This window comes from Nicoletella semolina (assembly GCF_004345745.1).
Lineage (GTDB): Bacteria > Pseudomonadota > Gammaproteobacteria > Enterobacterales > Pasteurellaceae > Nicoletella > Nicoletella semolina.
In genome coordinates this window covers 103888-118680 of the sequence record NZ_SLXJ01000004.1, presented here as the reverse complement: position 1 = coordinate 118680, position 14793 = coordinate 103888, and the positions used below count along the sequence as shown (strand labels likewise).

Annotated in this window: 15 protein-coding genes; 14 read left to right on the top strand and 1 reads right to left on the bottom strand. The window is 38.7% G+C overall.

The features are described 5' to 3' along the window. The first annotated feature begins 81 nt into the window (after positions 1-81). From EV693_RS04110 to leuD, 11 genes are all read left to right on the top strand, one after another. Positions 82-948 (top strand): EamA/RhaT family transporter, encoded by an 867-nt coding sequence (locus EV693_RS04110; protein WP_132501112.1) that lies wholly within the window; start codon positions 82-84, stop codon positions 946-948. A 73-nt stretch (positions 949-1021) separates the two neighbouring features. Beyond that, positions 1022-3253 carry an ATP-binding protein gene (locus EV693_RS04105; RefSeq protein ID WP_132501111.1) on the top strand — a complete coding sequence of 744 codons (2232 nt, stop codon included), beginning with the start codon at positions 1022-1024 and terminating at the stop codon, positions 3251-3253. Positions 3254-3295: 42 nt separating this feature from the next. Further along, complete coding sequence (locus EV693_RS04100) at positions 3296-3478, top strand: hypothetical protein (protein ID WP_132501110.1); 183 nt, start codon at positions 3296-3298, stop codon at positions 3476-3478. A gap of 5 nt (positions 3479-3483) precedes the next feature. Beyond that, positions 3484-3702: an MFS transporter gene (locus EV693_RS09750; RefSeq protein WP_165904871.1), complete on the top strand. Its 219-nt coding sequence runs from the start codon at positions 3484-3486 to the stop codon at positions 3700-3702. 300 nt (positions 3703-4002) lie between these two features. Then, positions 4003-4242 carry a hypothetical protein gene (locus EV693_RS04090; protein ID WP_132501109.1) on the top strand — a complete coding sequence of 80 codons (240 nt, stop codon included), beginning with the start codon at positions 4003-4005 and terminating at the stop codon, positions 4240-4242. Positions 4243-4342: 100 nt separating this feature from the next. Next, entirely contained in the window at positions 4343-4651 is a 309-nt protein-coding gene (locus EV693_RS04085; RefSeq protein ID WP_132501108.1) for an ElaB/YgaM/YqjD family protein, read from the top strand. A gap of 63 nt (positions 4652-4714) precedes the next feature. Next, positions 4715-5113 (top strand): phage holin family protein, encoded by a 399-nt coding sequence (locus tag EV693_RS04080; protein WP_132501107.1) that lies wholly within the window; start codon positions 4715-4717, stop codon positions 5111-5113. 11 nt (positions 5114-5124) lie between these two features. Further along, complete coding sequence (locus EV693_RS04075; RefSeq protein WP_132501106.1) at positions 5125-5397, top strand: hypothetical protein; 273 nt, start codon at positions 5125-5127, stop codon at positions 5395-5397. Between the two features lie 173 nt (positions 5398-5570). Then, positions 5571-6587, top strand: a complete 1017-nt coding sequence (hemB, locus tag EV693_RS04070; protein ID WP_132501105.1) for a porphobilinogen synthase — start codon at positions 5571-5573, stop codon at positions 6585-6587. 381 nt (positions 6588-6968) lie between these two features. Beyond that, on the top strand, positions 6969-8375 hold the full coding sequence (leuC, locus tag EV693_RS04065; RefSeq protein WP_132501104.1) for a 3-isopropylmalate dehydratase large subunit: 1407 nt from the start codon (positions 6969-6971) through the stop codon (positions 8373-8375). Positions 8376-8508: 133 nt separating this feature from the next. Continuing rightward, on the top strand, positions 8509-9114 hold the full coding sequence (gene leuD / locus EV693_RS04060) for a 3-isopropylmalate dehydratase small subunit (protein ID WP_132501103.1): 606 nt from the start codon (positions 8509-8511) through the stop codon (positions 9112-9114). 68 nt (positions 9115-9182) lie between these two features. On the opposite strand, the gene EV693_RS04055 is transcribed toward leuD, so the two are convergent. Beyond that, a complete protein-coding gene (locus EV693_RS04055) occupies positions 9183-10073 on the bottom strand; it encodes a transcriptional regulator GcvA (RefSeq protein ID WP_132501102.1) in 891 nt (296 codons plus the stop codon). Positions 10074-10551: 478 nt separating this feature from the next. On the opposite strand from EV693_RS04055, the gene EV693_RS04050 reads away from it, so the two are divergent. The 3 genes from EV693_RS04050 to EV693_RS04040 all read left to right on the top strand — a co-directional run bounded on the left by EV693_RS04050 (position 10552) and on the right by EV693_RS04040 (position 14788). Next, positions 10552-11598: a branched-chain amino acid aminotransferase gene (locus tag EV693_RS04050; RefSeq protein ID WP_132501101.1), complete on the top strand. Its 1047-nt coding sequence runs from the start codon at positions 10552-10554 to the stop codon at positions 11596-11598. A gap of 125 nt (positions 11599-11723) precedes the next feature. After that, complete coding sequence (locus tag EV693_RS04045) at positions 11724-12080, top strand: RidA family protein (protein WP_132501100.1); 357 nt, start codon at positions 11724-11726, stop codon at positions 12078-12080. Positions 12081-12379: 299 nt separating this feature from the next. Further along, a complete protein-coding gene (locus tag EV693_RS04040) occupies positions 12380-14788 on the top strand; it encodes a sialidase family protein (RefSeq protein ID WP_132501099.1) in 2409 nt (802 codons plus the stop codon). The last annotated feature ends 5 nt before the right edge of the window (positions 14789-14793 follow it).

The following is a 14793-nucleotide window of genomic DNA, read 5'->3' as shown; positions in this document are numbered from 1 at the left end:
CAGAAATTCAGTACAATGAAAGTTATTAAATACCGTACTCATTGAGTATTGTAGTTATGCTTAAATTATTGGAGAACATTTATGTTAGAACTCATTCTTGCTATTTTATGCAGCGTTAGTGTTGGAATGTTAATTAAAGTTGCACGCAGCAAGGGTATTCATATTGCCCAGAGTATTGCGGTAAATTATTTGGTGGCAATGGGGCTTTGTTATTTTTTACTCAAACCTGATTTCAAAGGACAAACGTTGGTCGAAATTGTCAGCCATCATTCATCAGCTTACTTATTTTTTACATTAGGTATTTTACTGCCTAGCGTTTTTTTAATTCAAGCTAAAGCACTGGAATTTGCAGGTATTATCCGCACTGATGCAGCACAGCGACTATCACTATTTTTACCTATCTTAGCCGCCTTTACAATCTTCGGTGAAGCGGTCGTTTTTAACAAATTAATTGCAATATTGTTGGCATTTATTGCCCTAGGCTGTTTGCTTTGGAAAAGTAACCAAGGAATAACTGCCAAAGGTAGCAAAATTGCATTTATCAGCTTGGCACTAGTTTGGATTGGCTTTGGCGTAATTGATATTTTGTTTAAACAGATGGCGAAAACGGGATCTGCGTTTCCTCTTACACTTTTTATTACCTTTATTAGTGCAGGCTGTGTAATGTTTATCTACTTGTTAATCAAACGAACGCAGTGGCACGTGCCAAGTGTATTGGTAGGGCTGCTGTTAGGTACATTAAATTTTGGTAACATTCTATTTTATATTCAAGCACATCAAGCAATGAAAGACGATCCAACGCTGGTGTTTACGGGTATGAACCTTGGTGTTATCTGTTTGGGAACATTGGTTGGTGCATTTGTATTTAAAGAAAAAATTAATCGTACCAATTACCTCGGCGTTGCTACTGCAATCCTTGCCATAGTTTGTTTATTCTATTGGCATTAATACGCATTGGTCTGTTTAAGTTTTTCTATTTAATTTCATTATCATACAGTGCATTTCATCTTGAGGATAGGCTATGCAAAACCTGAAGCATTACGGTCAAAATTACGTTAATTGGGTACTTAGGCTAGGGAAAATACGTTCTGCTTTACTTGGCTTTGCTATTCTCTCTATCTGTGCGATCATCGTTCAATCTTTTCTCAGCCTGCTATTTACAGGCTCCATTGATGCCAATGACATATTTAGATCAATTATTTTCGGCTTGATTTCTGCTCCTTTCGTCATCTATTTTTTCAACCTAATTGTTGAAAAACTGGAACGTTCTCGTCTTCGACTTGAGCAATCTCTTGCTACACTCTCTCAACTGCGAGCTCATGATGTACGCTTAAATGAGGAACTTGAGCAGCAAGCAGAATTCTTACGCTCTTTTTTTGATGCCTCCCCTGATTTAGTGTTTTATCGTGATGAACAAGGTTATTATTTAGGGTGTAACCGTGCAATGGAGATTCTGACAGGACGCAGTGCCGAAGAATTAATTCAGCTTACGCCTCACGATATTTATCCTGAAGTAACCGCCAAAACGATTATGGATACAGACAGAGACACTTTCATCAGCAATACAGGCGTTACTTCTGAACAATGGATTCGATACCCAAATGATAAATTAGCGTGTTTTGAAGTACGAAAAGTTCCCTATTATGATCGTATTCAAAAACGACATTGCATTTTGGGATTTGGACGGGATATTACCGAACGGAAACGTTATCAAGAGGTGATTGAAAAAAACAGCCGTGATAAAACTACCCTTATGGCAACCATTAGCCACGAATTACGCACACCACTGAATGGCATCATTGGCTTAAGCCAAATCTTACTAGAAGGCGAGTTATCTACTCAACAGCGTGAATATTTAAAAACGATTAATATCAGTGCTGTTTCATTAGGACATATTTTTAGCGACATTATCGATCTTGAAAAAATTGACAGTCGCAGAATTAAGTTATTCCGCACCGAAATTGAGTTTTCACAACTCATCAGTAACATTAGTCATTTTGCCAATTTAATGGCCGAGCAAAAAAAATTAAAATTCCATATTGCCTGTGAAAATAATTTACCTGCTTTTATCTACGTTGACAATGCACGCCTTAGCCAAATTCTTTGGAATTTAGTCAGTAATGCGGTGAAATTTACACCATCAGGTGGTGATATTTACCTGAATATTGTTCGATATGATGATGATCATTTTGGCTTTATTTTGCGTGATACAGGTATCGGCATCGCAAAAAACGAACAACGTAAAATTTTTGCAATGTTTTACCAAGCCCCAAATACCCAAGGAAAAAAGGCTGCAGGCAGTGGCATTGGTCTGGCAATTTCCAAGCGTATCGCAAAATTAATGGGGGGAGATATTACGGTAGAAAGTGAGCTAAACAAAGGTTCTACATTCACACTCACCATTCAAGCTGATACGGCTGAGCCACAGCAAGAAATGGAAATCAACCCTCACGCCCTTAAAGTATTACTGGTCGAAGATATTGAGGTGAATATCGTTGTTGCACAGGCAATGCTAAATAAATTTGGCTGCAATGTTGATGTGGCAATGACAGGTAAAGAAGCATTCGAACTTTTTGAGCGTCACAGTTATGATTTAATTTTACTTGATATTCAATTACCTGATATGACAGGCTTTGATATTGCTCGCCAATTGCGTGAACGTTACGAGCAGGGCGAGATGGATTATCTACCACTACTCATTGCACTAACGGCTAATATCATTCAAACCAAAGAAGAATACCAGCAACAAGGTATGGATGATGTCCTTCGTAAACCCCTTTCGCTACAAGCTCTAGCTGAGTGTTTAAATTATCATTTCGATGAAGGTTTTTTGGAAAATTCGGCAGAAATCTCACCGCTTGCGAACATTGAACAACCGACCATTTTTGATCCTAAAATCCTGCGTGAATTAATGGAGGTAATGGGCAAAACTGCCTTGCTTGCTAATTTTGATTTATTCGAGAAGGTAATGCCTGATTATTTAACCCATCTTCATCACGCCCTAGAGCAATGGCAAAAAGAGCAACCATCACAAGAGAAGCAGTCCCTATTACGCAAGACAGTCGCTGGTGAAGCACATAAAATCAAGGGAGCATTTGCCTCTGTTGGGTTAATTAAATTGCAACAGGTGGCACAGTTAGCACAAAATGACAATGGGGAATATTGGGAGCAACATATCACAGATTGGGTCAGTGAGATTAATGACAACTGGCAACAAGATTTGCAGGCTGCAATTAAATGGGTAAGAAACTAATCCTCAATTGAATTGCAAGTTTTAATTGGAAACTAACCGCTTATGAAAAATATGCGTCCGAGTTGGCTTTTTGTCTGCATTTTGGCACTTCTTTCAATGTTGCTAGCGCTGGCAATCAATATGTACCTTCCAGCATTTTTGGAAATTGCAAAAGATCTAGACGTTTCTCAAGAAAAAATACAAAGCAGTCTAGCTATTTTTACTTTTAGATTTGCGATTGCCTAACCATTTTGGGAGCTATTTCCGATAATTTTGGACAAAAAACGATCATTTTGTTTGGAATCACAGGAAGTACAATATCCTCTTACTTTTTAACTCAAGTGAATACTATAGAATACTTCTATCTATTACGTTTTAGCCAAGGTATTTTCGATGCAGCACCTATTGTCTTGGTTGGTGCAATCATTCGAGATCGTGTTAAACGAAATCATCTATCTCAATTAATGTAGAATATCATGATTATCGCAATGATCGCCCCTCTCATTGCCCCATTATTGGTGTCTATTTAACCAAGTGGTTTCATTTATTTTAGTTGCTTGGAAAATCTATGAAATCCTCCTACAACCAAGCAACAAAATGCCACTAGGCTTTACAACAATCTTGCCTCTCTTATATCGCATAAACCTACACTGGGCTACATTATACTCAGCGGTTTTTCACTCGCTGGACTATTTTGTTTTCTGACTTCAGGCTCTGTTGTTTATATCGGCTTGTATGGCGTTTCACCCGAATATTTTGGCTACTTTTTTATGATGAACATCTGTGTATTAATGACAATGACTTTCATTAATAGCAAACTTGTTATCAAAGTCGGCTCAGAAAAAATGTTACAAATAGGATTGTCAGTCCAAACACTCTCAGGTATTTTCATCGCCCTTATTGCTGCTTTTCGGCTCGGTTTTTGGGCAATGGCAGGCTGCATTATTATCGCTAGACTCGCCTATTACTTTTTAGCTTATCGCCAAAACATAAAAACGAAAAGAGTATAAACTACTAAATTTGACATAGTATAGTAAAGATGTTAGAAATGTATTCGGCTATTGAGAATACTTTCGTAGCCAATTGACCGTAATGTTTAAGGAGAAATCTATGAGTAAATTTGATGCTAAGCGTGAAGAGCTTTTATCTGAAGTGCGTGATATCCTCACGAGTGCAGAGGCACTTTTTGATGAAAAAAGCAAAGCGAGTGCTGATGACTTGAAAAAATTAAAAGCTAATTTAAATAGCCGCTTTGAACAAGCAAAAGCATATTTCTCTGAATTGCAAGAAGAAACAACTGAAAATGCAAAACAAGTTGCTAAGCAAGCTGATGCTTTAGTACAAGATAATCCGTACAAAGCAATTACTGTTGCAGGCGTGATTGGGTTATTACTTGGATTATTAGTCAGCAAACGCTAATTTTACTGGTTTTAAAATGGCTGCAAGATAAGCAGCCATCTTTTTATTTACTGAGGAAGATCAATGCTACCAGTCAAACAGATTAAAAATAGTATCAAAAATACAGTGGTTACTGTCCTTGAACTAGCTCACGTCCGCCTTGATATGGCTCGTATTGAGTTAGTGCAACAAAAAAATTATCTTATTACAACATTAATTGCTGTTTTCGTTATCTTTGTTTCATTGTTGGTTGCGTTTTTAAGTTTATTATTCGGACTTCACAGCGTGCTTGATCCCGAAATGCAAAAGATTGTCTTCTTTTCCATCAGCGGAGGAGCAATGCTGGTGTGTCTGCTAATGGGCATCATCATTTTACGCTCTCTTAAGAAACAGAGCCATTTTATGACACAAACCCTAAATGAAATTCGTAGCGATATTATTGCGATAAAAAGTACATTAGAAACTCCATTAGAGCGTGAATAAGGAAAATAATAATGAACCATTATGAAGAAGAAACCGCCCTATTAAAAATGAAAGGTGATGCACTTAGAACAAAATTGCAAGCTCAAACACGCTCAAGTAAAAAAGAGATTTATTCTCCCTTTACTAATGGCTTGAATGTATTACAAACGACATTAAAAGCCCCTATTGGTCGGTCTTTACTTGTCGCAGTATTTACCAAGCTATTTTTAACGCCCCGCAGACTTGCTTTGCTCGGATTGGGAGCAACAGCACTTTACCTACTTAATAAAAACTCAAACAAATAAAAATATTATTCTTCCGCTGGGGGAGCTTGACTGCTTCCCTTGTTTACTGCTCTTCAACAACATTCTTTTCCAGCAGTCTCTCCCTAATTGCTTGTACTTTATCACAAACTAAAATTACTCTAGAATAGCATTCAAGCCATGAATATTTACACAATCTATAGATAGGAACTCGTATGCAAATTATTTCTTCCTCTTTTCCACAACGCCGTATGCGACGTTTGCGTAAACACGATTTTAGCCGCCGATTGATGGCAGAAAACCAACTAACCGCCAATGATTTAATCTACCCTGTTTTTGTTATAGAAGGCGAAAATCAACGAGAAAAAGTACTTTCAATGCCAAATGTAGAAAGATTAACTATCGATCAACTATTGATTGAAGCAGGTGAACTAGTCAAATATGGCGTACCTTTAATTGCTTTATTTCCTGTTGTAAATAACGAGCAAAAATCACTAATGGCAGAAGAAGCCTACAATCCTGATGGACTTGTACAACGAGCGGTGCGAGCATTAAAATGTACCTACCCTGAATTGGGCGTAATGACCGATGTTGCGTTAGATCCTTTTACTACCCACGGACAAGACGGCATTATTGATGAGACAGGTTATGTCCTCAATGATACCACCACTAACATTTTAGTGAAACAAGCTCTTTCACACGCTCAAGCAGGTGCAGATATTGTTGCCCCAAGTGATATGATGGACGGACGCATTGGCGAAATTCGTAACGCATTGGAAAAGAATGGCTTTATTAACACGCAAATTATGGCGTACTCGGCTAAATATGCCTCAAATTATTATGGCCCATTTCGTGATGCCGTGGGTTCGGCTGGTAATCTTAAGGGCGGCAATAAATTCACTTATCAAATCGATCCTGCTAATAGTAACGAAGGGTTGCACGAAGTCGCTCTGGATATTCAAGAAGGGGCTGATATGGTAATGGTCAAACCTGGAATGCCTTACTTAGATATGGTTTGGCGTGTCAAGCACAGTTTTGGTGTTCCCACTTTCGCCTATCAAGTTTCTGGCGAATATGCTATGCATATGGCAGCTATTCAAAATGGCTGGCTTAAAGAGCAAGAATGCATTTTAGAAAGTTTACTCTGTTTCAAACGAGCAGGTGCTGACGGCATTCTTACCTATTTTGCAAAAACGGTTGCAAAATGGTTATATGAACAAACTCATCAGTAACCCCAATAAATGCCTATTATGTCAATAGGCATTTATTTTTTAGGATTTGTTATTTAGAAAATCTATCTCTTCCAGCCATTATCGCCTACATAACCACCTAAAAAATAGAGCAAATTAAGCATAATTATCTAAACATACAACAATATTAATAATTTTTTACTTATTTATCAGCATAAAAAATGCTATTTCTCATTAAAATAGCATTTTACATTGTATTTTAGAACAGTTATATTCTTTGCCTCTTGTCAGCGGTACAAACCGCCAGAGAATGGCCTCTCTATAGTTCCTATGATAGCTGATGGCGTTGTTAAATTTAATGCAAAATTTTTTGCAAAACCTACCGCTTACATTATTACTTAAGTTTAAGAGCTGGATCGCACTATGAAAAAAACATTATACGAAAAATTATTTGATGCCCATATCGTTCACGAAGCCTCAGGCGAAACACCTCTACTCTACATTAATCGCCATCTTGTCCACGAAGTTACCTCGCCGCAAGCGTTTGACGGTTTGCGGGCTATGGGACGAACTGTTCGCCAACCGCGCAAAACTGTTGCCACAATGGATCATAATGTCCCAACAAATAGCCGTGATTTAGCAGGCTCTGGCGAAATGGGACGAGTTCAGATGGTTGAACTTGCTAAAAATACCGAACAATTTGGCGTTACTCTCTATGATATTAATCACATCAATCAAGGTATCGTACACGTTATGGGACCAGAACAAGGGCTAACATTACCTGGAATGACCATTGTCTGCGGCGATTCTCATACCGCTACACACGGTGCATTTGGGGCATTAGCCTTTGGTATTGGTACATCTGAAGTAGAACACGTTTTAGCCACTCAAACGGTAAAGCAAGCCCGAGCTAAAAAAATGAAAATAGAAGTTCGAGGCAAAGTGCGTGAGGGAATAACGGCGAAAGATATTGTACTTGCTATCATTGGCAAAACAACAATGGCTGGCGGCACTGGACACGTCGTCGAATTTTGTGGTGAAGCGATTCGTGATTTATCTATGGAAGGAAGAATGACCGTCTGTAATATGGCGATTGAGCTAGGTGCAAAATCAGGTTTAATTGCACCAGATGAAACCACTTTTGCTTATCTTAAAGATCGTCCATCAGCACCAAAAGGGCAAGATTGGGAAGATGCAATTGCTTACTGGAAAACGTTACATACTGATGAAGGTGCCGAGTTTGACACGGTCGTTACATTAGAAGCCGCAGAGATTGAACCTCAAGTTACTTGGGGAACAAACCCAGGTCAGGTGATTAGCGTAAACAGCCCAATCCCAAATCCTGAAACGATTTCTGATCCGATTGAACGCCAATCAGCAGAAAAAGCCTTAGCTTATATGGGATTACCACACAGCATTAAGCTTACTGATGTATCAATTGATAAAGTGTTTATTGGCTCTTGCACTAATTCACGCATTGAAGATTTGCGAGCTGCCGCAGCGGTTGCTAAAGGGCGAAAGATTGCACCTAATGTACAAGCTCTTGTCGTCCCTGGCTCTGGTTTAGTCCGAATGCAAGCTGAACAAGAGGGACTAGATAAAGTCTTTATTGAAGCAGGATTTGAATGGCGTCAGCCTGGTTGTTCAATGTGTTTGGCAATGAACAATGACCGCTTACTCCCAGGTGAACGTTGTGCTTCAACCAGTAATCGTAATTTTGAAGGTCGTCAAGGACGTGGTGGACGTACCCACCTCGTAAGCCCAGCAATGGCAGCGGCGGCGGCAATTTTTGGTAAATTTGTAGACGTTCGCAATATTGAGTTACATTAATCGTGCTGATACAGCGAGTAGCGGCAATGACAGTAAGCTATTACTAGCGGTCAATTAGCCCAATTGTGTTGCAACACAAAGACTAACATCAAGCAGATAAAACTGATTAAGACATTCATAATAGGAAGATAAAATGGCAAGAGAATTTAAACAGCATACTGGCATCGCTGTTCCACTTGACGCTTCAAATGTGGATACAGATGCTATCATTCCAAAACAATTTTTACAGAAAGTTACTCGAGTAGGATTTGGAGCACATTTGTTTCACGAATGGCGTTTTTTAGATGATGAAGGTAAACAGCCTAACCCTGATTTTGTCCTTAATTTTCCACGCTATCAAGGTGCAAGTATTTTGTTAGCTCGCGAAAATTTTGGCTGCGGCTCGTCTCGAGAACACGCCCCTTGGGCATTAGATGATTATGGTATCCGAGTGATCATCGCACCAAGTTTTGCGGATATTTTCTATGGCAACAGCCTCAATAATCAAATGTTGCCGATTCGATTAAGTGAAGAAGAAGTGGACGAATTATTTAAATTTGTAAATGCAAATGAAGGAGCAAAAATTACTGTTGACCTTGAAGCACAAACTGTTTGTGCCAATGGGAAGAGCTATTCATTTGAAATTGATAGCTTTCGCCGCCATTGTTTGCTGAATGGGTTAGATAATATCGGCTTAACCTTACAACACGCTGAAAGTATCACACAATATGAAAGTAAAATCCCTACTTTTTTACGTTAGTTCATTATAATAACACCACGCCATAAATTTATTTTTATGGCTTATCTGTTGATTATTTTTCATATTAATTATCTTTTCATTTCCCCTACAATCCATTCAACAAAACATTGCACTTTGGTACTATTTGCAGCCTGTGGCGGATACACCACATAAAATGCTTTTTCATCGTCTAAGCCTGTAGGGAATGGCTCAATCAAATTATGCTGATCCAACTCGTGTTGTGCTAAAATTCGATTGGCAATTGCAATTCCCTGCTCGTGCATTGCCGCTTGCAATGCCATAAACGTATGACTAAACATATAGCCAATTTCCTCAACATCAATGGCATCTGCAAGCTGAAAATGTTCAATGGTTCGCTTCCATTTATTACGACTGAAAACATGCAACAATGGCTTACCAATTAAATCTTGTGGCGTAGTAAGCGGATTTTTTTCTAAAAATTTAGGTGAAGCTAAAATCACCAAGGGTGATTCCGTTAAACGAATGGACTCTAAATTCTGCCAACGTCCAGAACCATAATAAATTGCGACATCAATCTCTTTACCCAATAATCCATCATCTTGATCCACTCCTTTAATTCTTACCTCAATATCAGGAAATTGTTGGTGAAAATCGTTTAGCCGTGGTACTAACCAGTGCATACCAAAGGTTTGTGGCACACTGATAGTTAATATCTGACGATTATTTTTTAGCTTAAGTTTATCGGTGGAAATGGCAATTTGTTCTAATAGCGGTCGAATTTCCTCAAAATATTGCAAGCCCAGCTCCGTCAGCTCCAATAATCGATTTCGCCGATGAAATAACTGAATACCGAGGAAGTCTTCTAATAACTTAATTTGATGACTCACTGCAGCTTGGGTAACAAATAATTCTTCCGCCGCTTTCGTAAAATTTAAATAACGAGCGGCAGATTCAAACGCCTTGAGTGCATTCAGTGGAGGAAGTTTTTTATTAGTCATAGCCGATAACTCATACTATTAGATTATTTTTTTTGATAAAGAAAATAAAAAAAATTCGTTTGTTCAATAGGTCAGACATCTCTAGAATACTGACCGTAGCTGAGAAAACGTATCAAATACTGTTTTGAGGGTTTTGCTCAAGTACAATGTTGTGTTTGCATATAGTCTAAGAGTCTTAACTTTATAAATCTTAATGTTGAGAGCCTAGACGTTGAGTGGTTAAGGCTACTCATTCACTTCCTGTATATTTTTAACCGTTTTGGTTCTATGCCACCCATTTGGGTGGTTTTTTTACGACTAAAGCTCAGCAGAAAACCCTATCATTCTAACAGAAATCCTAAAAGTCGCTACCAAAAGCATTTACTCTTATTTATTTTTAATCATTTTTGCCTTTTCCCTATTTTATTTTTATGACAATAGTGTAAATTTATTGGTATTTTTCATATAACATATTATATAACAATAAAGGACAGACACAATGGCAGAGCAATCCCAACAGATCCAACGACCTGAACAAATTGATTGGCAAAATATTGGATTTTCCTACATAAAAACGGATTACCGCTTTATTGCACACTGGAAAGGTGGCGAATGGAGTACAGGCGAGTTAAGCACGGACAACACCTTACATATCCACGAAGGTTCAACTGCTTTACACTATGGACAGCAGTGTTTTGAAGGCTTAAAAGCCTATCGCTGCAAAGATGGTTCAATCAACTTATTTCGCCCAGACCAAAATGCAAAACGTCTTCAAGCAAGCTGCGATCGCCTGCTTATGCCACAAGTTCCAAATGAACTTTTTATTCGAGCTTGTAAAGAAGTAGTCAAAGCAAATGAGCACTGGCTTGCCCCTTATGGAACAGGAGCAACTCTTTATTTACGTCCTTTCGTGATTGGCGTAGGGGAAAATATCGGTGTTCGTACCGCACCAGAGTTCATTTTTTCTGTTTTCTGCTGTCCTGTTGGTGCATATTTTAAAGGCGGTTTAGCTCCATCAAATTTCTTAGTCTCAGACTATGACCGTGCAGCACCTGCTGGTACTGGGGCAGCAAAAGTTGGTGGTAACTACGCAGCCAGTCTTTACCCTGGGAAAATAGCAAAAGAGCGTAACTTTAGCGATTGTATTTACCTTGATCCCAAAACGCACACTAAAATCGAAGAGGTCGGCTCGGCAAATTTCTTCGGTATTACCAAAGATAATAAATTTATCACGCCTGATTCACCATCAATTTTACCGAGTATCACCAAATATTCACTACTCTACCTCGCCAAAGAGCGTCTAGGGTTAGAGGCTTTAGAAGCTGATGTTTATATGGATAAATTAGATCAGTTTGCAGAGGCTGGAGCTTGCGGCACTGCGGCGGTCATCACGCCAATCGGCGGTATTCAATATGGCGAACATTTCCACGTTTTCCATTCAGAAACAGAAGTGGGTCCAATCACTAAACGTTTATACGACGAGCTTGTCGGCATTCAATTTGGCGATATTGAAGCACCAGATGGCTGGATTGTTAAAGTTGAATAATTAAAAGTACGACATAAGCGGTCAATTCAAGCGAAATTTTTGCAATTTTTTGGACTACATTGACCGCTTCATTGGCTACTTAATCGTGGCTGTTCAATAATTTTTATATAGACCATAGGAATACAATGATCCAACGTTTTTATGTGAGTAACCGACTATCTGAAATGGCTATCCACAATAATGTAGTTTACCTCGCAGGGCAAGTGCCTGAAGATTCCAGCCAAAATATGTACCAACAAACCCAACAAGTATTAAGCACTATTGACAACTTGCTGGCGGAAGCAAAAACGGATAAACACCATATTTTAATGACACAAATATTTTTGGCTGATATGTCTGAATATGATGAGATGAATCGTGCGTGGGACGAGTGGGTGTCAATTACCAACGCTCCACCTCGTGCAACCGTCGAAGCCAAATTAGCCAACCCAGCTTGGAAAGTTGAAATAGTCATTACCGCAGCTTGCTATACACAGGATTGAGGGGAGAAAATTTTAGGTTTGGGGAGGAAATCTCCCTCTAAAAACATTCTTTAAAATTTAGTTTCTGTTGAATAACAGTCGATAAATAAAGCTAATTTTGTTTTTATATCCTGCATATTGGTTTGTTTTTAAACCAACCAATCAAAATATCACCATATTTATTTCAAATTTGTGAACTTGATCACAGATTTTTTTCTCATTTTATATTACCTTACACCCTGTATAAAATTTAGCAATATCGCTGTATCGCTCAAATTTTATATGAGTGATTTCCATATATAACTCTTGAGGAATAAAAAATGAAAAAAGCCAAGCCTTTCTATCCCCTCACATTACTTTTAGTCGCAACACCTGAAGCTTTCTCCACTAATTCTTTTTGGAAAAATGATCTTAACGAAAATCTCACCAACATCACCAAACGAGCAGGTCTTGATAATTTCAGTCAAAATGTAGCAGGTCGGCCTTGGGCTGGTACTGGTCCAAATGGTGAAGTTGCAGGCACGATGCCATTACATTACAGCCGTATTCCTGCAATGACGGTTACTGATGACAATAAGCTTATCGTAATGTTTGATTTACGTTGGAATAACGCTTTTGATCAAAATCGTATTGATCCTGGTGTGGCTGTTTCTGCTGATGGTGGACACACTTGGGAAAGAAAAACGGCTTGGACATTTAATGATTCAAAAGCTCCTACTCGCCGAGCAATGGATCCGACCATTTTATACAATAGTATTGATGGCAGTATCTATGCGATGCACGGTACTTGGGCAGATGGAAATCAAAACTGGTTTAGAGATCGTGTCAACTATTTTAACGATAATCTTTGGGCGGCAACTATCTACAAATCAACAGATGGTGGCTTAACGTGGGAGAAAAGTGCAGAATTTAGTAAGCAAAACAATGCCGATATCCTTGAAAAAGTGAAAATGCGTAGACAGCCTGTCGTTGGTTTTTTGGGTGGTGTAGGGTCAGGGATTGTAATGCGTGATGGTACTTTGGTCTTCCCAATTCAAACCGCTCACGGACTTGGAAAATATAACGGCAGTATCGCCACCACTATAATGTATTCCAAAGATAATGGTAAAACGTGGGATATGCCAACCATTGATAATGCACTCGCACCAAATCAAAGCTCATTAGAAAATATGGTATTTGAGATTGGCGATAAGTTGGTGATGACAGGGCGAGAAGACAACAGAACCAAAGCGAGATGGGCATATTATACGCAAGATTTAGGCAAAACGTGGCAAGTTTACGAACCAGTCAATGATTTTAGTACTACGACCGCCGCTCCTTCTCAGGGTTCATCAATTTATGTAACGCTGAAAAATGGTCGCCGAGTGCTGCTTGTATCTAAGCCTGATGGCAACGGTAATGATGGCTACAAACGAGGCAATCTCTCCCTTTGGATGTTAGATGCCAAAGATCCCAACCACAAACATAAAGTTGCCGTAATCCGTCCAGATTCAGGAAACGGAGCAGGGGCGGGTTATTCCTCTTTAGCCTATAAAGAAGGGAACTTATTTATTGCTTTTGAAGATGACGGCGATATTACAGTAAAAAATTTAGCTGAACATATGCAAGCGATTGAAAGTAAAGCTCTTGAGTGGAATTTACCTGATGAAATCCAAATTGAAGTGGACAATATCAATCAGTTAGCTCATTTAAATCAAGGACAGAAAGATGAACTTGTTGCCAAAATGCGAAAAGCTAATGATTACGCTGTCGCACAATCTATTGCAATTGATCAGGCGATGTCAACGTTAAAAGGTGATCGTTCTAATTTTGATAAGCAAGCTCAAAAATTGGTGAAAGCCTTACCATCTCAACGCCAGCTTTTCACCAACGTGCTAAACCAGATTGCACAGGTAACACATTCAGCAGACAAAACCTATTTGGATTATAATGCAGTACAATCATTGTCTGATGAATTGAAAGCACGCTTCTTTGCATTAAGCCAGACAAAATTAGATTTCCCACAATACCGTAGTCGTACAGAAAAATTGCAATCCTATAATACCGATATTCTCTACCGCCCATTTGAGCATTTCTTCGTTCACCACAGCATCGGTTCAAAACATAACTATTCAACTGTTGGATTTAATACTCAACTTAGTGAAAACTTTCGTGCAGGCTTTTTCATTGAGCATAGCAACAGGGAACGTGAAAGTTACCATTTTGGAATTAGAGCAAAATATGATAGTAATCGCCATCAACTTTCAGGCTTTGCTCGCTATCGCACCGTCAAATATGACGACTTTTTAGAACAGCATAAAAATGCAGATATTTATCTCAATTATGGCTACTACTTCCCAATAAATTCAAAACTAACATTAACGCCAGCATTGGGTGCTTATCTGTCTCACGGCTATCGCAGCTTGATTGATGAAGATGTTGCAATTCGGAAACATACGGCTTATGCCACAGATCTTAGTCTTAATATTGTCTATAAATTAGACAATGTAAATGCATATATCCGTCCAAACGCTGCCTTAGTTAAAAATAGTACGCTACTCGCCCAATCTAACGATAGCAATAACCGCTATAAATTAAATGATGGTACACAAATGGTTTATTCTGTCAGTACAGGAATTGAAAAGCACTTTACCAATGGTTTAACTGTGGGTACAGAGGTAAAACTCCAAAAAGACAGTTCAAAATCCTCACAAACTCACTTTGGCTTAAATGTCGGTTATAAGTGGTAATAGGA

Bases quoted from the DNA above. Each gene is read 5' to 3' on its own strand.
- EV693_RS04110 (WP_132501112.1), top strand. From the start codon at position 82: ATGTTAGAACTCATTCTTGCTATTTTATGCAGCGTTAGTGTTGGAATG.
- EV693_RS04105 (WP_132501111.1), top strand. From the start codon at position 1,022: ATGCAAAACCTGAAGCATTACGGTCAAAATTACGTTAATTGGGTACTT.
- EV693_RS04100 (WP_132501110.1), top strand. From the start codon at position 3,296: ATGAAAAATATGCGTCCGAGTTGGCTTTTTGTCTGCATTTTGGCACTT.
- EV693_RS04090 (WP_132501109.1), top strand. From the start codon at position 4,003: ATGATGAACATCTGTGTATTAATGACAATGACTTTCATTAATAGCAAA.
- EV693_RS04085 (WP_132501108.1), top strand. From the start codon at position 4,343: ATGAGTAAATTTGATGCTAAGCGTGAAGAGCTTTTATCTGAAGTGCGT.
- EV693_RS04080 (WP_132501107.1), top strand. From the start codon at position 4,715: ATGCTACCAGTCAAACAGATTAAAAATAGTATCAAAAATACAGTGGTT.
- EV693_RS04075 (WP_132501106.1), top strand. From the start codon at position 5,125: ATGAACCATTATGAAGAAGAAACCGCCCTATTAAAAATGAAAGGTGAT.
- hemB (WP_132501105.1), top strand. From the start codon at position 5,571: ATGCAAATTATTTCTTCCTCTTTTCCACAACGCCGTATGCGACGTTTG.
- leuC (WP_132501104.1), top strand. From the start codon at position 6,969: ATGAAAAAAACATTATACGAAAAATTATTTGATGCCCATATCGTTCAC.
- leuD (WP_132501103.1), top strand. From the start codon at position 8,509: ATGGCAAGAGAATTTAAACAGCATACTGGCATCGCTGTTCCACTTGAC.
- EV693_RS04055 (WP_132501102.1), bottom strand. From the start codon at position 10,073: ATGACTAATAAAAAACTTCCTCCACTGAATGCACTCAAGGCGTTTGAA.
- EV693_RS04050 (WP_132501101.1), top strand. From the start codon at position 10,552: ATGGCAGAGCAATCCCAACAGATCCAACGACCTGAACAAATTGATTGG.
- EV693_RS04045 (WP_132501100.1), top strand. From the start codon at position 11,724: ATGATCCAACGTTTTTATGTGAGTAACCGACTATCTGAAATGGCTATC.
- EV693_RS04040 (WP_132501099.1), top strand. From the start codon at position 12,380: ATGAAAAAAGCCAAGCCTTTCTATCCCCTCACATTACTTTTAGTCGCA.